The sequence below is a fragment of the Naumannella huperziae genome, from assembly GCF_054073625.1.
In genome coordinates this window covers 3379085-3401787 of record NZ_JBSXPH010000001.1, presented here as the reverse complement: position 1 = coordinate 3401787, position 22703 = coordinate 3379085, and the positions used below count along the sequence as shown (strand labels likewise).

Annotated in this window: 23 protein-coding genes and 1 tRNA gene; 15 read left to right on the top strand and 9 right to left on the bottom strand. The window is 71.8% G+C overall.

Annotated elements, in window-relative coordinates; translation table 11 throughout:
- The first annotated feature begins 70 nt into the window (after positions 1-70).
- Positions 71-3496, top strand: coding sequence for a pyruvate carboxylase (locus tag ACXDC7_RS16250; RefSeq protein ID WP_459222757.1), 3426 nt, complete (start codon positions 71-73; stop codon positions 3494-3496).
- 230 nt (positions 3497-3726) lie between these two features.
- Positions 3727-5181: a hypothetical protein gene (locus tag ACXDC7_RS16245; RefSeq protein WP_459222756.1), complete on the top strand. Its 1455-nt coding sequence runs from the start codon at positions 3727-3729 to the stop codon at positions 5179-5181.
- Here ACXDC7_RS16245 and serC read toward each other — a convergent pair.
- Entirely contained in the window at positions 5172-6308 is a 1137-nt protein-coding gene (gene serC, locus ACXDC7_RS16240; RefSeq protein ID WP_459222755.1) for a phosphoserine transaminase, read from the bottom strand. The two genes, ACXDC7_RS16245 and serC, sit on opposite strands and share 10 nt — an antisense overlap.
- A 38-nt stretch (positions 6309-6346) precedes the next feature.
- Between serC and pdxH the strand changes: the two genes are divergently transcribed.
- The 7 genes from pdxH (at position 6347) to ACXDC7_RS16205 (ending at position 11940) form a co-directional block, all read left to right on the top strand.
- Positions 6347-7021 carry a pyridoxamine 5'-phosphate oxidase gene (pdxH, locus tag ACXDC7_RS16235; RefSeq protein WP_179445470.1) on the top strand — a complete coding sequence of 225 codons (675 nt, stop codon included), beginning with the start codon at positions 6347-6349 and terminating at the stop codon, positions 7019-7021.
- Between the two features lie 67 nt (positions 7022-7088).
- Positions 7089-8006, top strand: coding sequence for an SIS domain-containing protein (locus ACXDC7_RS16230; protein ID WP_459222754.1), 918 nt, complete (start codon positions 7089-7091; stop codon positions 8004-8006).
- A 13-nt stretch (positions 8007-8019) separates the two neighbouring features.
- Entirely contained in the window at positions 8020-9150 is a 1131-nt protein-coding gene (locus ACXDC7_RS16225) for an N-acetylglucosamine-6-phosphate deacetylase (RefSeq protein ID WP_459222753.1), read from the top strand.
- A gap of 89 nt (positions 9151-9239) precedes the next feature.
- Positions 9240-9932: an iron dependent repressor, metal binding and dimerization domain protein gene (locus ACXDC7_RS16220; protein ID WP_179445473.1), complete on the top strand. Its 693-nt coding sequence runs from the start codon at positions 9240-9242 to the stop codon at positions 9930-9932.
- 143 nt (positions 9933-10075) lie between these two features.
- A complete protein-coding gene (gene trxA, locus ACXDC7_RS16215; protein ID WP_179445474.1) occupies positions 10076-10444 on the top strand; it encodes a thioredoxin in 369 nt (122 codons plus the stop codon).
- A 72-nt stretch (positions 10445-10516) separates the two neighbouring features.
- Complete coding sequence (locus ACXDC7_RS16210) at positions 10517-10819, top strand: YciI family protein (RefSeq protein ID WP_459222752.1); 303 nt, start codon at positions 10517-10519, stop codon at positions 10817-10819.
- Positions 10816-11940 carry a pyridoxal-phosphate dependent enzyme gene (locus ACXDC7_RS16205; RefSeq protein WP_459222751.1) on the top strand — a complete coding sequence of 375 codons (1125 nt, stop codon included), beginning with the start codon at positions 10816-10818 and terminating at the stop codon, positions 11938-11940. Before ACXDC7_RS16210 ends, ACXDC7_RS16205 begins: the two co-directional genes overlap by 4 nt.
- 32 nt (positions 11941-11972) lie before the next feature.
- Here the strand turns inward: ACXDC7_RS16205 and ACXDC7_RS16200 are convergent, their stop codons facing one another.
- A complete protein-coding gene (locus tag ACXDC7_RS16200; protein ID WP_459222750.1) occupies positions 11973-12317 on the bottom strand; it encodes a cupin domain-containing protein in 345 nt (114 codons plus the stop codon).
- Positions 12318-12484: 167 nt separating this feature from the next.
- Here ACXDC7_RS16200 and ACXDC7_RS16195 point away from each other — a divergent pair, with 167 nt between their 5' ends.
- Positions 12485-12712: a hypothetical protein gene (locus ACXDC7_RS16195; protein ID WP_179445477.1), complete on the top strand. Its 228-nt coding sequence runs from the start codon at positions 12485-12487 to the stop codon at positions 12710-12712.
- Here the strand turns inward: ACXDC7_RS16195 and ACXDC7_RS16190 are convergent.
- The 4 genes from ACXDC7_RS16190 to ACXDC7_RS16175 form a co-directional block, all read right to left on the bottom strand.
- On the bottom strand, positions 12694-12969 hold the full coding sequence (locus tag ACXDC7_RS16190; RefSeq protein ID WP_459222749.1) for a hypothetical protein: 276 nt from the start codon (positions 12967-12969) through the stop codon (positions 12694-12696). The genes ACXDC7_RS16195 and ACXDC7_RS16190 overlap by 19 nt on opposite strands.
- Complete coding sequence (locus ACXDC7_RS16185) at positions 12947-13153, bottom strand: hypothetical protein (protein WP_459222748.1); 207 nt, start codon at positions 13151-13153, stop codon at positions 12947-12949. Before ACXDC7_RS16185 ends, ACXDC7_RS16190 begins: the two co-directional genes overlap by 23 nt.
- A 180-nt stretch (positions 13154-13333) precedes the next feature.
- Entirely contained in the window at positions 13334-13714 is a 381-nt protein-coding gene (locus ACXDC7_RS16180; protein WP_179445478.1) for a RidA family protein, read from the bottom strand.
- Entirely contained in the window at positions 13705-14229 is a 525-nt protein-coding gene (locus ACXDC7_RS16175; protein ID WP_459222747.1) for a DinB family protein, read from the bottom strand. The genes ACXDC7_RS16180 and ACXDC7_RS16175 overlap by 10 nt, the downstream gene beginning before the upstream one ends.
- 757 nt (positions 14230-14986) lie before the next feature.
- On the opposite strand from ACXDC7_RS16175, the gene ACXDC7_RS16170 reads away from it, so the two are divergent.
- From ACXDC7_RS16170 to ACXDC7_RS16155, 4 genes are all read left to right on the top strand, one after another.
- The gene (locus ACXDC7_RS16170) at positions 14987-16627 is read left to right on the top strand and encodes a hypothetical protein (protein ID WP_459222746.1); all 1641 of its coding nucleotides are present in this window, start codon (positions 14987-14989) and stop codon (positions 16625-16627) included.
- A 15-nt stretch (positions 16628-16642) separates the two neighbouring features.
- Positions 16643-16715 (top strand) — tRNA-Arg (locus tag ACXDC7_RS16165).
- Between the two features lie 41 nt (positions 16716-16756).
- On the top strand, positions 16757-18151 hold the full coding sequence (locus ACXDC7_RS16160) for a UTP--glucose-1-phosphate uridylyltransferase (RefSeq protein ID WP_459222745.1): 1395 nt from the start codon (positions 16757-16759) through the stop codon (positions 18149-18151).
- A gap of 125 nt (positions 18152-18276) precedes the next feature.
- Positions 18277-18438 carry a hypothetical protein gene (locus ACXDC7_RS16155; protein ID WP_179445481.1) on the top strand — a complete coding sequence of 54 codons (162 nt, stop codon included), beginning with the start codon at positions 18277-18279 and terminating at the stop codon, positions 18436-18438.
- Positions 18439-18537: 99 nt separating this feature from the next.
- Here the strand turns inward: ACXDC7_RS16155 and ACXDC7_RS16150 are convergent, their stop codons facing one another.
- The 3 genes from ACXDC7_RS16150 to ACXDC7_RS16140 form a co-directional block, all read right to left on the bottom strand.
- Positions 18538-18894 (bottom strand): MscL family protein, encoded by a 357-nt coding sequence (locus ACXDC7_RS16150; protein ID WP_179445482.1) that lies wholly within the window; start codon positions 18892-18894, stop codon positions 18538-18540.
- 134 nt (positions 18895-19028) lie between these two features.
- Positions 19029-19652 (bottom strand): SAF domain-containing protein, encoded by a 624-nt coding sequence (locus ACXDC7_RS16145; RefSeq protein ID WP_459222744.1) that lies wholly within the window; start codon positions 19650-19652, stop codon positions 19029-19031.
- A gap of 84 nt (positions 19653-19736) precedes the next feature.
- Positions 19737-20084: an FmdB family zinc ribbon protein gene (locus tag ACXDC7_RS16140; protein ID WP_459222743.1), complete on the bottom strand. Its 348-nt coding sequence runs from the start codon at positions 20082-20084 to the stop codon at positions 19737-19739.
- Positions 20085-20176: 92 nt separating this feature from the next.
- Between ACXDC7_RS16140 and ACXDC7_RS16135 the strand changes: the two genes are divergently transcribed.
- Entirely contained in the window at positions 20177-22702 is a 2526-nt protein-coding gene (locus ACXDC7_RS16135; RefSeq protein ID WP_459222858.1) for a penicillin acylase family protein, read from the top strand.
- Position 22703: the final 1 nt, after the last annotated feature.

Genomic DNA, 22703 nt, shown 5'->3' with positions numbered 1-22703 from the left:
GTGCCGAGCTCCCCGGCCGAGTGGAACGGACGCGGGCGCCGACGCCGGCTCGCCCCGCTACATTGCCGCCATGTTCTCCAAGGTGCTGGTGGCCAACCGGGGCGAGATCGCGGTCCGCGCGTTGCGCGCGGCCTATGAGCTGGGCGCCCGCACGGTGGCGGTGTTCCCCTACGAGGATCGCAACGCGGTGCACCGGATCAAGGCCGATGAGGCGTACCTGATCGGCGAGGAGGGGCACCCGGTCCGGGCGTACCTCGATGTCGACGAGATCATCCGCGTCGCCCGCGAGTCCGGCGCCGATGCGGTCTATCCGGGGTATGGCTTCTTGTCGGAGAATCCCGACCTGGCGCGCGCCTGCGCCGAGGCCGGGCTGACCTTCATCGGGCCGCCGGCGCCGGTGCTGGAGCTGGCCGGCAACAAGGTCCGCGCCCTCGCCAAGGCGCGCGAGGCGGGCATCCCGACGCTGCGCTCCACCGATCCGTCCACCGACGTCGACGCGCTCGTCGCCGGCGCGGAGGAGATCGGCTTTCCCGTCTTCGTGAAGGCGGTCGCCGGCGGCGGTGGTCGCGGCATGCGCCGGGTCGACGAGCCCGAGCAACTGCGCGAGTCGATCGAGGCGGCGATGCGGGAGGCCGAGGCCGCGTTCGGCGACGGCACCGTCTTCGTCGAGCAGGCGGTCGCCCGGCCCCGGCACATCGAGGTGCAGATCCTCGCCGACTCCCAGGGCAGCGTGATGCACCTGTTCGAGCGGGACTGCTCCATCCAGCGTCGGCACCAGAAGGTGGTCGAGATCGCGCCGGCGCCGCACATCTCCGACGAGTTGCGCGCGTCGCTGTGCGCGGATGCGGTGAAGTTCGCCCGCGCCCTGGACTACTCCTGTGCCGGCACCGTCGAGTTCCTGGTCGAGACCGAGGGCGAGCGGGCCGGCGAGCACGTGTTCATCGAGATGAACCCCCGCATCCAGGTCGAGCACACGGTCACCGAGGAGATCACCGATGTCGATCTCGTCCAGGCGCAGATGCGGATCGCGTCGGGGGAGAGCCTTGCCGACCTCGGGCTGTCGCAGGAGACGGTACGCATCAACGGCGCGGCCCTGCAGTGCCGGATCACCACCGAGGATCCGGCCAACGGCTTCCGCCCCGATGTCGGCACGATCACGGCGTACCGTTCGGCCGGCGGCGCCGGCATCCGGCTCGACGGCGGCACCGCGGCGACCGGCGCGCAGATCGGTGCCCATTTCGACTCGATGCTGGTCAAGCTGACCGCCCGCGCCAGGACCTTCACCGCGGCGGTCGCCCGCGCCAAGCGGGCCCTGGCGGAGTTCCGGATCCGGGGCGTGTCCACCAACATCCCGTTCCTGCAGGCGGTGTTGTCCGATCCCGACTTCGTGGCCGGCGACCTCTCGACGGCCTTCATCGACGAGCGGCCGGAACTGCTCACCGCCCGGACGCCCGCCGACCGCGGCACCAAGCTGCTGCGGTGGCTGGCCGATGTCACCGTCAACGAGCCGAACGGGCCGGCGCCGACCCAGCTCGATCCGGCCCGCAAGCTGCCGCAGGCCGATCTCGACGCCGAGCCGCCGGCCGGCTCGCGGCAGCGCCTGCTCGACATGGGACCGGACCGGTTCGCCGCCGAGCTGCGCCGGGTCGAGGCGGTCCAGGTCACCGACACCACGATGCGCGATGCGCACCAGTCGCTGCTGGCGACGCGGGTACGCACGCGCGACCTGCTCACGGTCGCGCCGTACGAGGCGCGGATGCTGCCGGGCCTGTTCTCCGTCGAGTGCTGGGGCGGCGCGACCTACGACGTCGCGCTGCGCTTCCTCGCCGAGGATCCGTGGGAGCGGCTCGCGGCGCTGCGCGAGGCGATGCCGAACCTGTGCCTGCAGATGCTGCTGCGCGGCCGCAACACCGTCGGCTACACCCCGTATCCGACCGAGGTGACGCACGCGTTCGTGGCCGAGGCGGCCGAGACCGGCATCGACATCTTCCGGATCTTCGACGCGCTGAACGACATCGAGCAGATGCGCCCGGCGATCGAGGCCGTGCGGGCGACCGACTCGACCATCGCCGAGGTGGCCCTGTGCTACAGCGGAGACCTGTCCGACCCGGCCGAGGACATCTACACCCTCGACTACTACCTGCGGCTGGCCGACCAGATCGTCGACGCCGGCGCCCACGTGCTGGCGATCAAGGACATGGCGGGCCTGCTCCGCGCGCCGGCGGCGCGCACGCTGGTCACGGCGCTGCGCGAGCGCTTCGACCTGCCGGTGCACCTGCACACCCACGACACCGCGGGCGGCCAGCTCGCCACGCTGCTGGCGGCGATCGACGCCGGCGTCGATGCCGTGGATGTGGCGAGCGCGCCGATGGCCGCAACCACCTCCCAGCCGCCCGCCTCGGCGCTGGTGGCCGCGCTCGACCACACGCCGCGGCACACCACCCTGACCGGACCCGACGGCGAGAATGATCTTCGCGCGGTGATGGACCTCGAGCCCTATTGGGAGGCGGTACGCAAGGTCTATCGGCCGTTCGAGTCCGGGCTGCCCAGCCCGACGGGACGCGTCTATGATCATGAAATCCCCGGCGGACAGCTTTCCAACCTTCGCCAGCAGGCGATCGCGCTCGGGCTGGCCGACCGGTTCGAGGCGATCGAGGACACCTATGCCGCCGCGGACAAGATCCTCGGCCGCCCGACCAAGGTCACGCCGAGCTCCAAGGTGGTCGGTGATCTTGCCCTGCACCTGGTCGCGGTCGGCGCCGACCCGGCGGAGTTCGCCGAGAACCCGAGCCGGTTCGACATCCCCGACTCGGTGATCGGTTTCCTCTCCGGGGAGCTCGGCCAGCCGGTGAACGGATTCCCCGAACCCTTTGCCAGTAAGGCGCTGCAGGGACGCAAGGTGCCGGTACGCACCGAGCACGTCCCGGCCGAGGATGCGCAGCGGCTGGCCGAACCCGGACCGGTCCGCCGGCAGACCCTGAACCGGCTGCTGTTCCCCGGACCGACCAAGGAGTTCGAGAACAACCGCGACACCTACGGCGATCTGTCCACGCTGCCGACGCTGGACTATCTCTACGGCCTGCGGGCGGGCGAGGAACACGTGATCGGCCTGGACCGGGGCGTGTCGGTGATCGTCGCCCTCGAGGCGATCGGGGAGCCCGACGAGCGCGGTGTGCGTACCGTGATGTGCCTGATGAACGGCCAGCTTCGCCCGATGCGGGTCCGGGACCGCTCGATCGATGTCGACCTGCCGAGCGCGGAGCGTGCCGATCCCGGCCAGCCCGGTCACGTGGCCGCGCCGTTCGCCGGCGTGGTCAGCGTGGCCGTGGAACCGGGCGACACGGTGGAGGCCGGCCAGGCCGTCGCGACGATCGAGGCGATGAAGATGGAGGCGGCGATCACCACGCCGATCGCCGGCAAGGTCGATCGGATCGCGCTGAACGGCGTCCAGTCGGTCGAGGGCGGCGACCTGGTGCTGGTGATCAAGGGCGACTGAGCGCGACTAGGGTTGCCGGGTGAATCCGCGGACCCGCCGCGCCGTCGTGACCGGCGTTCTGGTCGCCCTGCTGCTGCTCGTCGTCATCGGCGCATTTGTGCAGGGCGCGGCCACGGGGCGGTGAGTCCACCGATCGCGTACGCTGGCCCGCGCCGTGCCCGCCGACGAGGCGCGGCCACCAGTCGAGGAGCAGGCGCGATCGCAGGGATCGCCGGGAAGAAATGGACGCAATGCAGGTCAGGCCGCGATCGGGGGCAATGGTCGCGACGCTCGTCGCTGCCCTGATCGGGCTCGGGTGTCTGGTCGGGCTGCCGTCCGCGCACGCGGAGGACACGGTCGCCTTCACCGTGAACAGCTCCGACCTGGCGCCGCCGGCCGCCGCCGCCCTGGACACCGACGCCCGGCGCTACTGGATGGCGCGAGCCTCCGGGCCGGGCCAGATCATCGCCGTCAACGACTCCGGCGAGGCCCAGGGCTCGGCGCAGTTCGGCGCGCAGACCGAACAGGTACGCGCGCTCGCCTACGACGCCGGCCGGGTGTTCGTCGGCGACATCGGCGACGAGAGCCGCCAGCGCGAGTTCGTCACCGTCTATTTCCTGAACGAGCCCAGTCCCGAGGGCGGCAGCGGCAACTACCGGTCCTATGACTTCTCCTATCCCGAGGGCCCCCAGGACGCGCGGGCGATGTTCGTCCGGGACGGCCGGGTCTTCATCGTCACCTGGGGCGACAACCCCGGCATCTACTCGACCGCGGGCGAGCCCACCCGGCAGGGGGTGAACCGGCTGGAACGCCTCGGCGACGCCCCGGCCAATGTCACCGACGCCGTCACCTTGTCCGACGGGCGGGTGGCGCTGCGCACCTACACCTCGGTGATCGTGCTGAACGGCGAGGGTGCCCGGGTGGCGAGCGGACCGACACCTTGGCAGAGCGCCGGCGAGATGATCACCCGTGACACCGACGGCGAATCGATCCTGCTCGGCAATGCCGGCGAGCGCGCCGACTTCCTCCGGGCCGCGCTGCCGGAGGGGCTGACCGAGGTGCCGGAGGCGCCGGCGACGCCCCCGCCGTCGCCGGAGCCGCCCGCATCGCCCGAGCAGAGCGGCGAGCAGCAGCCCGCGCCCGGCCCCGGCGAGGGCGGGGAGGGTCGCGACACCGGCCCGGTCGGCGAGGATCGCACCGGGACGCTGATCGCGCTGGTGTTGGCGGGGCTGGTCGCCGTCGCCGCGGCCGTGATCGTGCTGCGCAGCCGGCCGCCGGTGGTACGCGACGGCCGGGAGCGGCCCCGGGTGACCCTGACCGAATCGGCCGACGAACCGGGGTCGCGGCCCGAGGCGGCCGCGCCGGTCGCGGCGAAGGACGCGCCCGCGGCGAAGGCTCCCGAGAAGAAGACACCCGCCAAGGCCGCGGCGAAGGCTCCCGAGAAGAAGACACCCGCCAAGGCCGCGGCGAAGGCCCCCGCGGAGGCGAAGGCTCCCGAGAAGAAGGCGCCAGCCAAGGCCTCGAAGAAGCGCGCGCCCGCCGACGAGAGTGAGCCGGCACCGGTCCGACGGTCCCGACGCCGCGATCCGCTGAGCCGTGAGCCGGCCCGCGCGGCCCGTGACGACGAGCCGGGCGGGCTGCCAGTGCCGCCCGAACCCGAGCCGGAGCCCGACCCGGAGCCGCCGAAACGGTTCCCCTACGTCTGAGCGATCCGCTCCAGCACCCAGTCCAGGCAGGCGCAGAGGGCGGTCACGTCGTCCGGGTCGACGGCGGCATAGGTGCCGATCCGCAGTTGGTTGCGGCCGAGCTTGCGATAGGGCTCGACATCGACGATGCCGTTCGCGCGCAGCGTCGCCGCGAGCGCCTTCGCGTCGACCGACCCCGCGAAGTCGATCGTCGCGACGACGGGGGAGCGGTGCGCCGGGTCCGCCACGAACGGGCTCGCCAGCGGGTGCCGTTCCGCCCAGGCGTACACCCGCCCCGAGCTGTCCCGGGTCCGCTCGACCGCGAAGTCGAGGCCCCCGCGCTCCTGGAGCCAGTCGAGCTGGGCGGCCAGCATCAGCAGGGTCGCGACCGCCGGGGTGTTGGTGGTCTGGTTCTTCCGCGACTGTTCGATCGCGTCGACCAGGTCCAGCGAGGCGGGGATCCACCGACCGCTTGCGCGCAGCTGGTACGCCCGTTCGATGGCGGCCGGCGAGAGGAAGCTCAGCCACAGCCCACCGTCGGAGCCGAGATTCTTCTGCGGGGCGAAGTACCAGGCGTCGGTGGCGGCAAGATCGACATCCATCGCGCCGGCCGCGGAGGTGGCGTCCACCAGCACCAGCGCACCGTCGTCGGCGATCCGCCGGACCGGCGCGGCGGCCCCCGTCGAGGTCTCGTTCTGGGGCCAGGCGTAGGCGTCCGCGCCCGGCGCGGGGTCGGGCAGCGCGACCTCGCCCGGCTCGACCACGCGTACCTGCGGCGCTTGAAGGTGCGGCGCCGACTCGGCGGCGCGGGCGAACTTCGCGGAGAACTCCCCGAACACCGCGTGCGAGCTGCGCCGCTCGATCAGGCCGCACACCGCGATGTCCCAGAACTGCGAGCTGCCGCCGTTGCCGAGCGCCAGTTCGTAGCCGTCCGGCGCGCGGTGCAATGCGGCCAGGCTCTCGCGGACGCGCCCGACCAGCGCCCGGACGGGCGCCTGCCGGTGCGAGGTGCCGAGCTCGGGTGCGCGGGCGACGGACGCCGCGGCCTCCGCGCGTACCTTCGACGGACCGGAACCGAAGCGCCCGTCGGCCGGCAGCAGGTCGGCCGGGATACGCAGGCGGTCGGGACTCGACTCGGTGGGTGCCATGCCGCGATCCTCGCAGGTTCCGTGGAATGGTTGGTCCCATGACCACCAGCGAGAAGCCGGACCTGGCCGGTGAGCGGAGCGACTACATCGGCGGCCGGCTGATCGAGGCCGACGCCCCGGACGAGCCGTGGTCGCTGTTCGACGCCTGGCTGGCCGAAGCCTTCGCGGCCCGCGATGACGGCTATCTGAGCGAGCCGACGGCGATGTCGTTGGCGACCGCGGCGATCGATGCCGACGGGCACGCCCGGCCGAGCGTGCGGACGGTGCTGCTCAAGGGCAGCGGCGACGGCGCGATCAGTTGGTTCACCAACTACGAGTCGCGCAAGGGTGTCGAACTGGCCGCGAACCCGTATGCGGCGGTGTCGCTGCTCTGGGCGCCGTTGCACCGGCAGGTACGCATGACGGGCAAGGTGGAGCGGGTCGATCCCGAGGAGTCCCGGGAGTACTTCGCCTCGCGCCCGCGCGGCGCCCAGATCGCGGCGCGATCCTCGGCGCAGTCCAGGGTGGTCGCTGCCGACGCTCTCGCCGAACGGGTTGCCGCGGAGACCGAGCGCTGGGAGGGCCGCGACGTGGCGTGGCCGGAACACTGGGGCGGGTACCGGATGGCGCCCGAGGCGGTCGAGTTCTGGCAGGGCCGCCCGGACCGGCTGCACGATCGGCTGATCTATCGCCGCGTCGGCGGCGCCTGGTCGCGGGCCCGGCTGGCGCCCTAAGTCCTCCGATGTTTCCCCGGCACCGCTAGGCTGACGCCCGCCCACCCCACGCCCCCCGGAGGTGCCCATGTCCACTGCTGCCGAGCCGTCCTACTTCGTCGAGTCCGAGATCGCGAGCCAGCCCGAGACCTGGCAGCGGGCGATCGAGCTGGCGCCCGAGCTGGCGGATCGGCTGCCGCGCCCCGGTGAGCGGGTCGCGTTCGTCGGCTGTGGCACCTCGTGGTTCATCGCGCAGGCCGCAGCCGCGCTGCGCGAGGCCGCCGGGCAGGGCGAATCCGACGCGTTCGCGGCGAGCGAGTTCCCGCGGGATCGGCGCTACGACCGGGTCGTCGCGTTGACCCGGTCCGGTACCACCACCGAGGTGATCGACCTGCTGCGCGAGCTGTCCGGCCGCACGCCGACGGTGGTCCTGCTGGGCGATGTCGAGCAGCCCGCCGCGGCCGCCGCCGATGAGGTCATCGATCTGTCGTTCGCCGACGAACGTTCGGTCGTGCAGACCCGGTTCGCCACCACGGCCCTCGTCCTGCTCCGGGCCTGGCTTGACGCCGAGGGTTCGGCGGCCCTGCCCGAGGCGGCCCGAGCCGCGCTGTCCGAGCCGATCCCCGACGAGCTGCCGGCCACCGAGCAGATCACGTTCCTCGGCACGGGTTGGACCTATGGGCTGGCCAACGAGGCGGCGCTGAAGTTCCGCGAGACGTCGTCGAGCTGGGCCGAGTCCTATCCGGCGATGGACTACCGGCACGGCCCGATCTCGATCGCCGAGCCGGGCCGGGTGGTCTGGATGTTCGGTACGCCGCCCGCGGGGCTGGCCGAGGACGTGGCCGCCACAGGCGCCACCTTCCGGGCCGGCGAACGTGACCCGCTCGCCGACCTGGTGGTCGCGCAGCGGGTGGCGGTCGCGCGGGCCCGCCACCTGGGTCTGGACCCCGACCGGCCGCGCAGCCTGACCCGCTCGATCATCCTCGACGAACCGGCGGCGGGCTGAGCGGGGCACGGCGATGGCCGAGCGAACGCTGCGGGTGCGCCGCCTGGTGGCCGGCGCCGAGGTGATCGAGCACGCCGAGCTGGTTCTGGACGGGGAGTGGATCGTCGAGATCCGGCCCGATCGGCGCGGCCCGGGCCAACACGACGGCTGGCTGGTGCCGGGGTTCGTCGACACCCATTGCCACGGTGCCGCCGGGGCGGACTTCTCCGATGCCGACGGGGTCGCGACGATCCTGGAGCATCATCGCGATCACGGCACGACGGCGATGATCGGCAGCCTGGTCTCGGCGCCGGTCGCCGACCTCGCGACGCGGCTGCGGAGCCTGCCCCGCGACGTGCCGGGGCTGATCGGATGGCACCTGGAGGGTCCGTTCCTGTCGGTCGCCAGGTGCGGGGCGCACGACCCCGAGGTGCTGACCGACCCGGATCCGGCGTCGGTGCGGACGCTGATCGAGGCCGGCGGCGGAGCGCTGCGGATGATCACGCTCGCGCCCGAGCTGAGCGGTGCGATGGGTGCGATCGACGCCTTCACGGCCGCCGGGGTGCAGGTCGCCTTCGGGCATTCGGATGCGGATGCGACGACCACCCGGGAGGCGGTACGCCGGGGCGCCGTCGTCGCCACGCACCTGTTCAACGCGATGCGGCCGATCCACCATCGCGATCCGGGGCCGGTGCCGGTGCTGCTGACCGAGAGCGACGTCACGGCGGAGCTGATCGCCGACGGACACCACCTCGACGACGACGTGATCAAGCTCGCGGTCGACGCTGCCGGCCCGGAGCGGATCGCGCTGATCACCGACGCGATGGCCGCGACCGGGCTGGCCGACGGGGCGTACCCGCTCGGTTCGATGACCGCCGAGGTGGCAGGCGGGCTGGCGCGGATCCGCAATGCCGACGGCAGCCTCGGGTCGATCGCGGGGTCGACGCTGACGATGGATGCGGCGTTCGAGCGGCTGGTCGGCCTCGGTTACCCGATTCCGGATGTGGCGGTGATGGCCGCGACCACGCCCGCGCGTACCCATCGGGTCGACAACGCGGGGGTGCTGGCGCCGGGTCAGCCGGCCGATGCGGTGCTGGTGGACGACGAGGGCCGGCGCCAGGGCGTGTTGTGGCGGGGGCGGTGGCGGGAATCCCCGGCTGCGTGACGGTGTTGATGCCCTAGGATCGCGGGCAGCGGCCCGCGACCGGTCGGGATGGGCGGGATGCCCCCGGCCGGAGCCTGAAGGAGACGTACGTGAGCGACCTGATCAACCCGACGGAGATGTATCTCCGTACCATCTACGAGCTCGAGGAGGAGGGCATCGTTCCGATCCGTGCGCGGATCGCCGAGCGGCTGCAGATGTCCAATCCGACCGTCTCGGAGCGGGTGGCGGGCATGGAGCGCGAGGGCCTGCTCACCGTCGAGGGCGACCGGCATCTCGAGCTCACCGAGACCGGTCGGGCGCAGGCGATCAAGGTGATGCGCAAGCACCGGCTCGCCGAGCGGTTGCTGTCGGACGTGATCGGGCTCGAGTGGGAGTTCGTGCATGACGAGGCCTGCCGCTGGGAGCACGTGATCTCCGACGAGGTGGAGCGGCGGCTGGTGACGATCCTCGACAGCCCGGTGGAATCGCCCTACGGGAACCCGATCCCGGGGCTGCGCGAGCTGGTCGACGACATCACCGAGGTCGGCTTCCGCGACGGCACCGTGCCGCTGGCCGCGGCGGTCAAGGACGGCCCGGTCCAGGTGCGGCTGGCGCGGATCAGCGAGGAGTTGCAGAAGGAGAACGAACTGCTCGCCAACCTGCGCGGCGGCGGCGTGGTGCCGGGCGTCGACCTGAAGGCGGAGGCCGGTGGGCTGGGCGTCCGCCTGATCCCCGAGGCCGGCGGGCCGGGCGCCGAGGTCGATGTGGAGACCGCGCAGCACCTATTCGTCACGCGCGGCTGAGTTGCGGCGTACCGGGTGAGGCGACCCCGGAAGGCGGCATCGGTGCCTCCGGCGGACCCGCGGAATAGCCGCCGCGACCCGGGTGTTGCAATGGGGTACGCCGAATCCGCGGGCCCGCCCGGGCCGAGAGGAGCACAAAGCAGATGGCAACCGTCGATCTGGACACCCAGTCCTTCACCGAGACCGTGCAGAACAGCGATCGGGTGATCGTTGACTTCTGGGCGGACTGGTGTGGCCCGTGCAAGCGTTTCGCGCCGATCTACACCAAGGCCTCCGACGGAGGCGACTACGACGACATCGTCTTCGGCAAGGTGGACACCGAGGCCAACCAGCAGCTCGCCGCACAGCTCGGTATCCAGGCGATCCCGACGCTGATGGCCTTCCACAAGGGCAACCTCGTGTTCAACCAGGCCGGCGCGCTGAACGCTCAGCAGCTTGATCAGGTGCTGGACGCGCTCGCCAAGTACGACGGCGAGGCGCAGCCGGCGGAGGACGAGCAGAAGTCCAACTGACGCCGGACTGGGATCCGCGATAGCGCGGTCCTCGCCCGAAACGGCCATGTGCGCAGCGGTTAGGCTGCGCGCATGGCCGTCTTCGCGTTGATCTACCGCTACACCGACGAGACCGATCGCCGGATGGAGGTACGCCCGCGCCACCGCGAGTACCTTGCCGGGCTGGCCGAACAGGGCACGGTCCTGGTCGCCGGCGCCTTTGCCGATGAGTCGGCCCCCGGTGGGTTGATCATCGTTCGGGCCGGCTCGGATGCCGAGGTCGAGAACCTCGTGCAGGGCGACCCCTATCAGGAGGCGGGCGTGATCGCGGGCTACGCGATCCGTGAGTGGGCCCCGCCGATCGGCCCGCTCGCCGGCGAGTTCGTGGGCGGGTGAGCGCACCCGCGCTGCTCGGTCGCGACGGGCGGCGCTACCCGCTGGCCGAGGACGCGCCCCGCTGGCGCGGCGAGGACGGCTCGCCGCTGATGATGAGCGAGCTGCCCGGGATCGGGCCGGCCGACATCGACCCGAGTTTGCCGGGGCAGTGGCGCTATGCCGCGACGCTCCCGGTCCCGCTCGCGCCGCTCGCCCTGGGGGAGGGGCGCACGCCGCTGTTGCCCGGGCAGCTCGGCGGAGCCGAGTTGTTGATCAAGCCCGAGTATCAGAACCCGACGGGCAGCTTCAAGGATCGCGGGGCGGCGGTGATGGTGGCCTGGCTGGCCGCTCGGGGCGTACCCGCCTTGTTGGAGGACTCCAGCGGTAACGGTGGGGCGGCGATCGCGGCGTATGCGGCCGCGGCGGGGATGGAGGCGACCATTCTGGCGCCCGAGGCGACGTCGGCGGCCAAGACGGTGCAGGCGCGGGTGCACGGTGCGCGGGTGGAGTTGGTACCGGGGGATCGGCAGGCGACCGCCGACGAGGCGGTACGCCGGTCGGCCGGGATCTGTTATGCCTCGCACAACTGGCAACCGTTCTTCCTGCAGGGAACCAAGTTGCTGGCCTACGAGATCTGGGAGGACCTCGGCTTCCGCGCGCCCGATGCGGTGCTCGTGCCGCTCGGCGCCGGGAGTCTGGTGCTGGGCTGCGCGATCGGCTTCGGGGAGTTGGTGCGGGCCGGGGCGATCGACCGGCTGCCGCGCATCCTGGCGAGCCAGCCGGCGAACTGTTCTCCGCTGGCACGCGCCTTCGCGGCGGGGGCCGACGAGGCGGGTCCGGGGGAGTGGGCGCAGACGATCGCCGAGGGCACGGCGATCGCGCATCCGGTGCGCGATCGGGAGGTGCTGGCCGCGGTGCGCGAATCGGGCGGCCGGATCGTCGCGGTTGCGGAGGAGGAGATCGTGGCCGGGGTACGCGAGCTCTCGGCGCGTGGCTGGTACGTCGAGCCGACCTCGGCGAGCGTGGCCGCCGCGGTCCCGCAGTACCTGGCTGCCGGCGATCTGCGGGCCGGGGATGAGGCGGTGGCCGTGCTCAGTGGCAGCGGGCTGAAGGCCGGCCCGGTGTTGGAGCGGTTGCTCTAGGTCTGCGGCTGCTCGGCTTCGCGTCCGAACACCTACTCCAGCCAGGTGGTCTCGAACCGGTCGCCGCTGTGGATGTGGATGGCCTCGTAGCCGCCGGGCAGGGTGGTGAACCTGTGCGCCGTCTCGGCCGGCACGACGAGGATCTGACCGGCGTCCGCGTCCAGGGTCTCGTTGCCGATCGTGAACCTGGCGCTGCCGCGCCGGATGACGAAGGTCTCGGCATAGGGATGGAGGTGCAGGCGCGGCCCGACCCCGGCCTCGCTGGTTGATTCGAAGATCAGCGAGATGCCTGGGGCGCCGGGCAACTCGGTGTAGTTCTCGGCCCAGTCATCGCCGTCGTCGCGCGCGTCCGCGCGGTTCAGTACGTATCCGTCCATCCATGCCTCCTTGTCGGGTTCGGCTCCTTGTGCTTTCGCCGCCTTGTCTGTTCGGCGCATTGTCTGTTCGCCGCAGTGCCTGTTCGCGGCATTGCCCGTTCGCCAATGGTTGGCAGGAATCCCGCGGATCGGCCACGGTGACGTGCGTCACATGGTTGGCTGTCGCCATGACTATCACACGAACAGTTGCCGCGACCGCTGCCGCGGTCGCACTCGGCGTCGGCGGTGCGATCCTCACGGCACCGTCGGCCGAGGCCACCGTGCTCGGTCCGTACTCCTACGAGGAGTGCCGGGAGCGCCGGGCGGCGTACCTGCGCAATCCCTACATCCTCGACGCAAACTGCTACCTCGAACCGCCGCGGGCCGGGTACTTCCTCTATCTGACCTGGCGATAATCGCGGTCGGTCGGCGCCTGGCCTGGTGATAGCCGCAGTCGCGCAGCGCCTGATCTGGTGATAATCAGCCCGATCGAGGAGATGGCGCGCACCTCGCCCTCGGGCACGAGTACGCCGTACTCACCGATCACTCGCCGCGCCTGCAGGTCGCCAACGGACTCAGCGTCGAACGCCTCACCGAGCAGCTCGCCGTGATCGACGAGCTCAACGACCAATGGTCGGATTTCGGGCTCCTCAGGGGGAATCGAGGTCGACATCTTGGATGACGGTGCGCTCGACCAGGAGCCGGACACGCTCGCCCAGCTCGACGTCGTCGTGGCCGGCGTGCACTCCAAGTTGCGGATGCCGGGCAGCGAGATGGACGCCGCGCCTGCTCGCGGCCGTGCGCAACCCCCGCGTCAACGTGCTCGGCCACTGCACCGGCCGGCTGATCCGCTCCACCGGACGATCTCATCGCCCTCGCCCTCGCGCTCGACATCGGCTGCTTGTTCTCGGACGCGCACGCGCCCGGGCAGCTGGCGTTCAAGGCGTACGGCGCCGCTCGCGCGGAGCGTCTCGGCGTACCTATCGACCGCATCGTCAACACGTGGCCGAAAGAGGAGCTTCTGGTCTGGGTGCGGCTCAGTCGGCCGCGATAGCCTCGATCTCCAGCAGCCACTTGGAGCTGTAGATGCCGGTGATGATGACCGTCAGCGCCGGACGATGCTCACCGAGCACATCGTCGCGCACCGCGGTGTTGACCTCGCGAAACTGCTTGTCGCTAAGGAATGTCGTGACCTTGACGAGATTACCCACCGACATCCCGGCTGACTGCAGGTTGGCGAGCACATTGCTCCACGCGAGCCGGCACTGCGCTTCGAAGTCGCTCGGTACGACGCCGTCGGCATCTTCGGGCACCTGCCCGCTGATGTAGAGCGTGCGCGTGGCCGCGCGGACTTCGACCGACTGGCTGTAGGTGCCCAGCGCTGGTCCGTCAGACGGATTGTGCGCGATCAGCTCCATGTAGACCTCCGGTCGCTGCGGCGGCTATCGGTCGGTGCGCACGTCCCACAAGTGGTGCTCAAGATCGTGCATCGCGTAGACGCCGAGCGTGTACGCCGTGGACCGCGAGCCGTTGGAGCGGCGGCCGGCGCGTTCCACCGCTCACCGCTCACGCCGGCGATCTGGTCAGCGGTGCGTTGCGGGTCGCGCGACGGATAGTCGCCTTCGGCGGCGGCTCGGTCTTGGTCCCAGTTGGCGAACTCGGGGTCGTCTTCGGCGAGGATCAGCGCGATCCGCCCTGCCATCACCTCGCACACGTCGGCGATGTGGGCGCCGTACTCCCCCTCAGACCAGGTGTCGGGGTCGGGGCGTACGCGGACGTCCTCGCGCTGCAGGATGGCCGACCAGGGCTCCAGCGCGGCGGTCATGCGGGCGACGAGGTTGTCCCGGGTAACCGACGCGGGGTCGAACCCGCACTCCGGGCAGGGGTCGTTGATGACCCAGGTCCAGTCCTTGGTGTCCGGTGCGATCACCATGCGCCGATGCTGCCATACGCATCAGGTGCCCAACCAGCGAGTTCCCGCCACGTGGCATGCCACTGCGTAGAGCGCAGAAAGCCTCAGACCTTGTCGGGCCTCGACCACCGTCGGCGATCGGCCGCAGTTCGGTCGCCAGCACCTTGATCCGGGCCAGGTCGATCTCCCCGCGCCGATGCCGCTCGGCGACCTGCGGCACCTCCCGACTCATCGACGCCGCGGTGATCGTGAGATCGGCCGCGGTCCGCGAGGTACCCATGATCACGGCCAGGTGATCGGCCAGGAACTCATCGACATCCTCGCCGGTGCGAAAGCCCGCGTCGACGGCCCCCGGACCACCCGGGAGCTGCAAGGGCTCGTCGCCATCGGCCATCCCGTGCGCGGCATAGTCGGTCATCGCGCGGATCGCTCGCAGTTGCACAGCCTCCGCCCAACGGGCAAGCCTCGTCGCGTCGGTGATCATGTCGACCAGTTCGCTCGGCAGCAGCTCCTCGAGATGTTGATCAAGAGACTCCAGTCGGCCGGCGAGCCATCGGCCGGTCGCATCGGCGCCGCCGACGGGAGCCGGCTCCGGCACCGGGACCGGCTCGCGATCGCACCGGCCGCCCAACGGGTCGCCTGTGATCACGCGGGATGCGTCCCCGCCCGCCTCCCGGATCGCCAGCGCCTCGGCCGCCCACGCGGGCTCGTGCCACGGATCAGGATCATCCCGCCCAACACCCCTCTTCCGGACCGGTGGACGGCTATGTTTGCCGCCGTGACCAGCAATCTGCCGCCGCGACAGCGGACCGCACCGCGGCCCAGCCGCGCCGCTCGCATCGTCGGCGCGGTGCTGGTCGTCCCGGCCGTGGTGCTGGTGTTGGTCGACTACGCGCTGCCGGCGGCGCGTACCGTCACAGCCAGCTTCCAGCGGTGCGCCTCCCTCGCCCGCGATTGCACCTGGGCCGGGAGTCTGAACTACCGGTCGTTGTTGATCGGTCCGGGGGAGGGCGTACCCACGCTGCTCGCGCGAGGTTTCCTGGCCGCGGGGGCGGTGGCGGTCCTCGGTGCCGCAGGCGGCGCGCTGATCGGGATGCTCGCTGGCGGCGGCCGGCGCATGCGGATCGCTGCCCGGGTGCTGATCGCCGCGGTGCTGGCCGGTGTCACGCCGGTCGGAATGGCCCTCGGCCACGCCCAACTGCTCCGCGCCCCGGACAGCGCCACCGCAGCCACCGTCGCCGTGGCGGTCGCGACCTTCGCTCCCGCCCTGGCCGGCCTGATCGGGGCCGTGCTGATGGCCGTCCCGGGCGGCCCGGTGCGAGCTCTGCCGGTGATCGGTGCGGCAATGGTCGTCGTCACCGGCGCCGGCGGCCTGCAGCTCACCGCCCTGGGCTACGTCGGTGGCGGCCGCCTGGAGGCCTCGGGCGCCGTGCTGCGCTGGCTGGTCAGCGCGGAGTTCGGCGGAGCGTCGGCCATCTCCGTGATCATGCTCGTGTTGCTCGCTGTGCTCGGCCTCGGGGCGACGGTCCTGATGATCATCACGGTACGCCTGACCGTCGTCCCGCCCGCCGTGCCGCATCCGGCTCCGAACACCCGGCCCCGCGCCGGGGCGACGGTCGGCCTGCTGGCGGTTGCCCTGATCGCCGTCGCCGCGCTGCTCGCGGCGCTGCCCTGGCTGAGCGCGACGCAGCCGGCGATACCCGGTATGGAGCGGCCGCTCACACCGTCGCTCATCGCCACCGGGGCGGCCCTCGGTGGCACCGCGATCCAGACCGTCGTGGCGCTGGCGGCCGGGATCGGCATCGGCTGGTTCCGCCCGCTGGGCGCGCGCTCGCGTTGGTTGTTGTTGATCTTCGCCCCGTTCCTGCTGGTCGGCGTGGTCCCGCTGGGTATCGCCTGGTACCTCCCGGCGCGCGCCGCCGGGTCCTTCGACACGCTGCCGGCATTGCTGGGACCGAGCGCGCTGTGCTGCTGGATGATCATGGTCGTCGCGCTCGCTGCGGAGGCGGCGCGCGACTCATCCGACCGCTACGGCCGGGTCATAGCGGCCGCCGTCGCGCCGCTCGCCGGGGTGGTCGGCGCCGCGGTGGTGCTGCTGTTCGCCATGCGCTGGCAGGAGTTCGTCTGGCCGCTGCTGATGATCGGTGACACCGACCTGTGGCCCGATCCGCTGTGGACGCTGAAGTCCTGGGATGCCGTCGGGCTCGCCGGTGTGCTGCCCTTCCCGGTGTGGCTCGTGATCGCGGCCGGGCTGGCGGCGGCCCTGGTCGGTGCGGACCGGGTCCGGGTGGCCGTGGGAGTCTCCGGCAACCCCGGCCGCGCCGAGTTCCCGGCCGGTCGACCGGCCCGTTCGGTGCAGGGGGGCGGCCCTGGTGGTGCGCCCGCGGCCGTGACGCCCCGCAGCGACCGCAACGGCTAACATGTAGCCCGCCAGGCCCTCGTAGCTCAGAGGATAGAGCGTCGGTTTCCTAAACCGTGCGTCGCAGGTTCGAGTCCTGCCGGGGGCGCCGACGCGCTTCGCCGGGCCCGACGTGCCACCATGTGCCCCATGTCCGAGACCACGACCGAACCCGAGGGCCTCGCCCGGGCCCGGGCCAAGATGACCGACGCGGGCGTCTACCCCGCGGCGATCGAGGCGTTCGCCAGCTACTACCGCCAGCTCGAACAGGGCGCCACCGGCCAGGTCGCCGAGTCCGACATCGAGCCGCTGACCGATCCGCCGCGGCTGACCGACGTCGAGCTCGGCCCCGAGCAGGCCGCCGACGCCCTCGCGCGCGTCGCGGTGATCAAACTCAACGGCGGCCTCGGCACCTCGATGGGGATGACCGGCCCGAAATCGCTGCTGCCCGTCCGCGGTGAGCAGACCTTCCTCGATCTGATCATCGAACAGGTACGCCACGCCCGCGCCAGCCACGGCGTACCGCTGCCGTTGATCCTGATGGACAGCTTCCGCACCCGGGAGCCCACGCTGGCCCGCGTCGCCGCCCACGACGACGTGATCGTCGCCGACCTGCCGGTCGACTTCCTGCAGAGCCAGGAGCCGAAGCTGCGCGCCGATGATCTTGCTCCGGTCGATTGGCCCGATGATCGCGAGTTGGAGTGGACCCCGCCCGGCCACGGCGACCTCTACCCGTCGCTGCGCGACTCCGGGGTCCTGCAGGCCCTGCTGGACGCGGGGTACGCCTATGCCTGCGTCTCCAATGTGGACAATCTCGGCGCCACCCCGTCGCCCGAACTGGCCGCCTGGTTCGTCGACAGCGGCGCGCCGTTCGCGCTGGAGGTCTGCCGGCGTACCCGTGCCGACCGCAAGGGCGGCCACCTCGCCATCCGGCGCGCCGACGAGCGCCTGATCCTGCGCGAGAGCGCCCAGGTCCGCGACGACGACGCCGACGCCTTCTCCGACACCGACCGGCACGGTTACTTCAACACCAACAATCTGTGGCTCGACCTGCGCGCGCTCGCCGACGTGCTCGCCGAACGTGACGGCGTGCTCGGGTTGCCCATGATCGTGAACCGCAAGACCGTCGACCCCGCAGACCCCGAGAGCCCGAAGGTGATCCAGATCGAGACCGCGATGGGCGCGGCGATCGAGGCCTTCGAGGGTGCGCAGGTGATCGAGGTGCCGCGCTCGCGCTTCCAGCCCGTGAAGACCACCAACGATCTGCTCGTGGTGCGCTCCGACGCCTACTCCCTCGCCGACGACGGCCACCTGGAGGCGGTCGCCGATCCGGCGCCCGTGGTGGACCTCGACCCGCGCCACTACAAGCTGGTCGGCGATTTCGACGCGCGCTTCCCCGACGGGCCGCCGTCCCTGCGCGATGCCGCCTCGCTCACCGTGCGCGGCGACTGGACCTTCGGCGCCGACGTGCGGGTGGTCGGCGATGCCGAGCTGGCCGATCCGGGTACGCCGTCGCGCGTCGAGCCCGGTACGGAGCTGTCCTGACCGCCGACCCGCTGGACGACGCGCTCGGGCTGGCGCTCACCGGCCAACCCGGCGAGCGGGGCCGCGAGGCCGCCCGCGCCGCACGGGACGCCGCTCGCGGGCGGGGCGAGGCCTGGCCGCTGCCGGTGCCCGACGAACTGCTCGCGCGGGTCGGGTACGCCCGGTGGGCCGCGGCGCTCCGGGCAGCCGTCGACGAGTTGGCCCTCGACCCGTCGCCGACCAGGCGGCCCGGTGTGCTCGGCCCCGACGAGCGGCGCCTGCTGGCCGACCGCCCGCCGCACTGGTGAGGACCCCTTCTCGACTCCGGTCAGCGAAGGCTCGACTCCGGACAGCGAAGAGCCGGGCCACCTCGTCGTGGCCCGGCTCTCCGCCAGGGAGTCAGGTGCTCAGCGACCGGCCAGCAGGTCGCGGATCTCGCCGAGGAGCTTGAGCTCGTCCTCCGCGATCTCCTCCGGCTCGGGCTTGGCGGTGCGGGCCTTGTAGGCCTCGTAGGGCTTGACGATGCCGAAGTACACCACGCCGGCGATCAGCAGGAAGTTGACGGCGGCGGTCAGCAGCGGGCCGACATTGACCCCGCCGATGATGACGGACGAGAACTCGGGCGTCCCGATGATGAGCCCGATCAGGTCCATGACGACCGTGGTGAATGCGGTGACGACCGCGCCAAATGCGGAGGCCATGATGAATGCGACGGCAAGCTCGATGAGATTGCCCTGCATCAAGAAGTCCTTGAAACCCTTCATGGGCCGTTTACTCCTGTTCTTTCGGTTCGCAGTGCCCTGGACAGGGCCCTTGGGGGGCTGCGCTGGAAAGACGTTAGCAGCAGCGCGCGCGGATCTGCCCGAGGCGGCGCGGTGCCGCCGCCACGCTCGTACGCTCAGCGCAACACCACCGCGATCGGCCCCGCCGCAGCCGCCTCCGCCAGGGTCAGCGCGGCGTCTGCGTCCACCTCCACCAGGACCATCGAGGCGCCCGAGCCCGACGGGGCCAGGCCGCCGCCGCTCTCCTCGGCAGTCGGCACCGCCACCAGCCTGACCCCGTCGGCGAGGACGGCGTACCGCCCCTCGGCACCCGCGCCCAGCAGGTCGATCCGGTCGCCCGGCCGGAGCAGCGCGATCAGGTCCGGGTCGGCCACCCGGACCGGCGCGATGACCATCCCCGGCGCCAGCGCCCCGGAGCGGTCGGCGACCACCGCCACCGCGGTGAGCGGGGTGCCGCTGGTCACCGGTGCCGCGAGGGTACGCCCGATCACCGCGCTCGGGTCGGTGATCGCCTCGGCCGGCACCAGCTCGGCCGGCCAGCGGGCCACCCGGACATCCCCGGGCGCCACCGGCTGCCCGCCCCGCAGGGTCGCCGCCGCGACCACGACCGGAGCGCCCGGTGTCTCGGGCGGTCTCAGGGCCGCGGCCAGGGCGAGCACGGCGACCACCGCACAGACCGCGGCCACGGCGCGGCGGTGCCAGGACAGGGTCTTGCGGACGGCGCGGAACCAGGAGGGCATGACACCACGATGCTGAATTCTCCGCGCCGATGCGCGGGTTCACCCCGGTTGTCCACAGGCAAGTTCAGATCAGGCCAATTCAGATCAACTTCCGGTCGACGTCGCCGACCCGGCCTTCTTCTCGCCCGAGCCGGACGTCGCCGACTTGTCCGAGCTGCCCGACGAACCCGAGCTGCCCGACGAACCCGAGCTGCCCGACGAACCGGACCCGCCCGAGGACCCGGAGGACGAGCCGCCCGAGGAGTTCGAGGACTTCGACCGGCTGTCAGTCTTGTAGAAACCCGAGCCCTTGAACACCACGCCGACCGCGTTGTACACCTTGCGCAGCGGGCCGCCGCACTCGGGGCACTCGGTGAGCGCCGGGTCGGTGAACTTCTGCACGGCCTCGAGATCGTGGCCGCACTGATTGCAGCGGTACTGATAGGTGGGCATCGGTTCTCGTTCTGTGTCGGGCGGGCGGCCGGGGACGGGCACGCTGGCACTCAAGCGTACCGACTGCCAATAGTATCGTCTGCTCGGTGCGGATGCTTCCACGATGGCTCGTCGTCGCCCTCGGCATCATTGCCCTGTTCGCGATCGCGCTGACCAGCCTGGCCACGGTGACCGTCCGCGAGGCGTTCCCGCGGACCGAGGGCGAGGTGTCCAGCAGCGCCATCAGCGGCCGCGTCGACATCGTCCGCGACGAGCTCGGCATCCCGCAGATCTATGCCGACACGCCGGAGGATCTGTTCGCCGCGCAGGGCTATGTGGCCGCCCAGGAGCGGTTCTTCGAGATGGACTTCCGGCGCCACGTCACCGCCGGCCGCCTCGCCGAGTTGTTCGGACCCGAGCAGGTCGAGACCGATGCGTTCATCCGGACCATGGGCTGGCGCCGCGTGGCCCAGGCCGAGCTGGGCATGTTGTCCCCGACGTCGCAGCGCTACCTGGAGGCCTACACCGCCGGCGTCAACGACTGGATGGCCGGCCGGGCCACCGAGCAGATGTCGGTGGAGTACGCCATCCTCGGGCTGACGGGCCTGCGCTACCGGCCCGAGCCGTGGACCTCGGTGGATTCGCTGGCCTGGCTGAAGGCGATGGCGTGGTCGCTGGACGGCAACAACGAGCTCGAGGTCGAGCGAGCCACCTTGCTGAAGACGCTGCCCGCCGATCAGGTCGACCGGCTGTTCCCGCCCCAGGATCCAGACATCGCCCCGATCGTCACCGACGGGGCGGTCAGCGGCGGGGCGTTCCGGCCGGGCGACCGGGCGGCCAACCGGCGCGAGCTGGACGGGTTGCCGGGCCCCGCGCAGGACGCCATCGGGCGGGCCGGCCGGCTCGGCCAGGCGGTGCCGGGGCTGCTCGGCGAGACCGGCGACGGCGGCGCCGGCTCGAACTCGTGGGTCGTCTCCGGCGAGCACACCGCGAGCGGTCGGCCGATCCTGTCCAATGACCCCCACCTCGGCACGTCGATCCCGTCACCATTCATGCAGGTCGGGCTGCACTGTCGCGCGGTGGGACCGGCCTGTCCCTACGACGTGTCGGGCTTCGCCTTCGCCGGCGTACCGGGCGTGATCATCGGGCACAACGCCCGGATCGCCTGGGGCCTGACCACCCCCAACCTGGACACCCAGGACCTGGTCGTCGAGCGGATCCGGGGCGGGCGCGTGGTGAGCGCCGCCGGTGCCGAGGACCTGCAGGTCCGCACCGAGGAGATCCGGGTCCGCGGCGAGGAGCGGCCGCGGCCCCTGCAGGTGCGCGTCGGACCGCGCGGGCCGCTGATCTCCGATGTGGATGCCCAACTCGCCGCGCTGCCCGAGCCGGAGAGTGCCGGCGGCGACGAGTCCGGGGACGAGTACGCCGTCGCGCTGAACTGGACCGCGCTGCGGCCGACGCCCTCGATCGATGCGGTCTTCGCCCTCAACCGGGCCGGCAATTTCGACGAGTTCCGCGATGCCGCCGCCATGCTGCGCAGCCCGGCGCAGAACCTGATCTATGCCGATGTCGACGGCAACATCGGCTACCAGCTTCCGGGCGACGTGCCGATCCGCGACGGCTACGACGGCAGTCAGCCGACGCTCGGCTGGACCCGGCGCACCGGCTGGACGGGGATGGTGCCGTTCGCCGAGTTGCCCTATGCCTACAACCCGCCCAGCGGCCGGATCGTCGCCGCCAACCAGAGCGTCGTCGAGGCGTACCCGCGTCCGCTCCAGGCCGGGCAGTCCTACGGCTGGCGCAGCCAGGCGATCTCGGACCGGCTGGCGGGCCAGCCGCGGATCGATCTCGACTTCGCCCAGTCGCTGTTCACCGACGAGAGCTTCCGGCTGACCGAGCCGCTGCTGCCGCTGCTGCGCGACAGCTATCTCGCCGACCCGTGGGTACGCGAGGCCCGCGACCTGCTGCGGACCTGGGACGGGCAGATGGCGGCCGACTCCGCCGGTGCGGCGTACTTCGCCCTGACCGTGCGCGCCATGATCACGCTGACCTTCGACGACGAGTTGCCGCCGGAGCTGCGGGCCTCCGGCGGCGACCGCCGCTATGCCGCGCTGGCCGAGTTGCTGAAGCACCCCGACGACCCCTGGTGGGACGACGTGAACACCCCCCAGCGCGAACGCCGCGACGACATCATCGCCCGCGCGCTCCTCCGGGCCCGCAAGGAGGGGGTGGTACTGATGTCCAACGACATCGACACCTGGCGTTGGGGCCGGCTGCACACGATCGGGCTGCGGCACCAGACGCTCGGTTCGAGCGGGGTCGCGCCGGTGGAGCGGCTGTTCAACCCCGACCCGGCGCCGGTCGGCGGCGGGTCGGCGATCGTGGAGGCCTGGGGCTGGGATGCCACCAGCGACAACTTCCGGGTCACCGCGGGCCCGGCGATGCGGATGCTGGTCGACCTGTCGGACCTGGACAACTCGCGCTGGGTGAACCAGTCCGGGACGTCGGGACATGCCGGCCACGAGAACTACGACGACCAGTTCGAGCTGATGATCACCAATCGGTTGCAGCCGTTCCCGTTCAGCGTCGGCGCGGTCGATGCCGCCGCCACCCGCCGGATGTGGCTGATCCCGCGCTAGC

Coding starts and splice junctions, on each gene's coding strand:
- ACXDC7_RS16250 (WP_459222757.1), top strand. CDS start 71: ATGTTCTCCAAGGTGCTGGTGGCCAACCGGGGCGAGATCGCGGTCCGC.
- ACXDC7_RS16245 (WP_459222756.1), top strand. CDS start 3,727: ATGCAGGTCAGGCCGCGATCGGGGGCAATGGTCGCGACGCTCGTCGCT.
- serC (WP_459222755.1), bottom strand. CDS start 6,308: ATGGCACCCACCGAGTCGAGTCCCGACCGCCTGCGTATCCCGGCCGAC.
- pdxH (WP_179445470.1), top strand. CDS start 6,347: ATGACCACCAGCGAGAAGCCGGACCTGGCCGGTGAGCGGAGCGACTAC.
- ACXDC7_RS16230 (WP_459222754.1), top strand. CDS start 7,089: ATGTCCACTGCTGCCGAGCCGTCCTACTTCGTCGAGTCCGAGATCGCG.
- ACXDC7_RS16225 (WP_459222753.1), top strand. CDS start 8,020: ATGGCCGAGCGAACGCTGCGGGTGCGCCGCCTGGTGGCCGGCGCCGAG.
- trxA (WP_179445474.1), top strand. CDS start 10,076: ATGGCAACCGTCGATCTGGACACCCAGTCCTTCACCGAGACCGTGCAG.
- ACXDC7_RS16210 (WP_459222752.1), top strand. CDS start 10,517: ATGGCCGTCTTCGCGTTGATCTACCGCTACACCGACGAGACCGATCGC.
- ACXDC7_RS16200 (WP_459222750.1), bottom strand. CDS start 12,317: ATGGACGGATACGTACTGAACCGCGCGGACGCGCGCGACGACGGCGAT.
- ACXDC7_RS16195 (WP_179445477.1), top strand. CDS start 12,485: ATGACTATCACACGAACAGTTGCCGCGACCGCTGCCGCGGTCGCACTC.
- ACXDC7_RS16190 (WP_459222749.1), bottom strand. CDS start 12,969: ATGTCGACCTCGATTCCCCCTGAGGAGCCCGAAATCCGACCATTGGTC.
- ACXDC7_RS16180 (WP_179445478.1), bottom strand. CDS start 13,714: ATGGAGCTGATCGCGCACAATCCGTCTGACGGACCAGCGCTGGGCACC.
- ACXDC7_RS16175 (WP_459222747.1), bottom strand. CDS start 14,229: ATGGTGATCGCACCGGACACCAAGGACTGGACCTGGGTCATCAACGAC.
- ACXDC7_RS16160 (WP_459222745.1), top strand. CDS start 16,757: ATGTCCGAGACCACGACCGAACCCGAGGGCCTCGCCCGGGCCCGGGCC.
- ACXDC7_RS16150 (WP_179445482.1), bottom strand. CDS start 18,894: ATGAAGGGTTTCAAGGACTTCTTGATGCAGGGCAATCTCATCGAGCTT.
- ACXDC7_RS16145 (WP_459222744.1), bottom strand. CDS start 19,652: ATGCCCTCCTGGTTCCGCGCCGTCCGCAAGACCCTGTCCTGGCACCGC.
- ACXDC7_RS16140 (WP_459222743.1), bottom strand. CDS start 20,084: ATGCCCACCTATCAGTACCGCTGCAATCAGTGCGGCCACGATCTCGAG.
- ACXDC7_RS16135 (WP_459222858.1), top strand. CDS start 20,177: ATGCTTCCACGATGGCTCGTCGTCGCCCTCGGCATCATTGCCCTGTTC.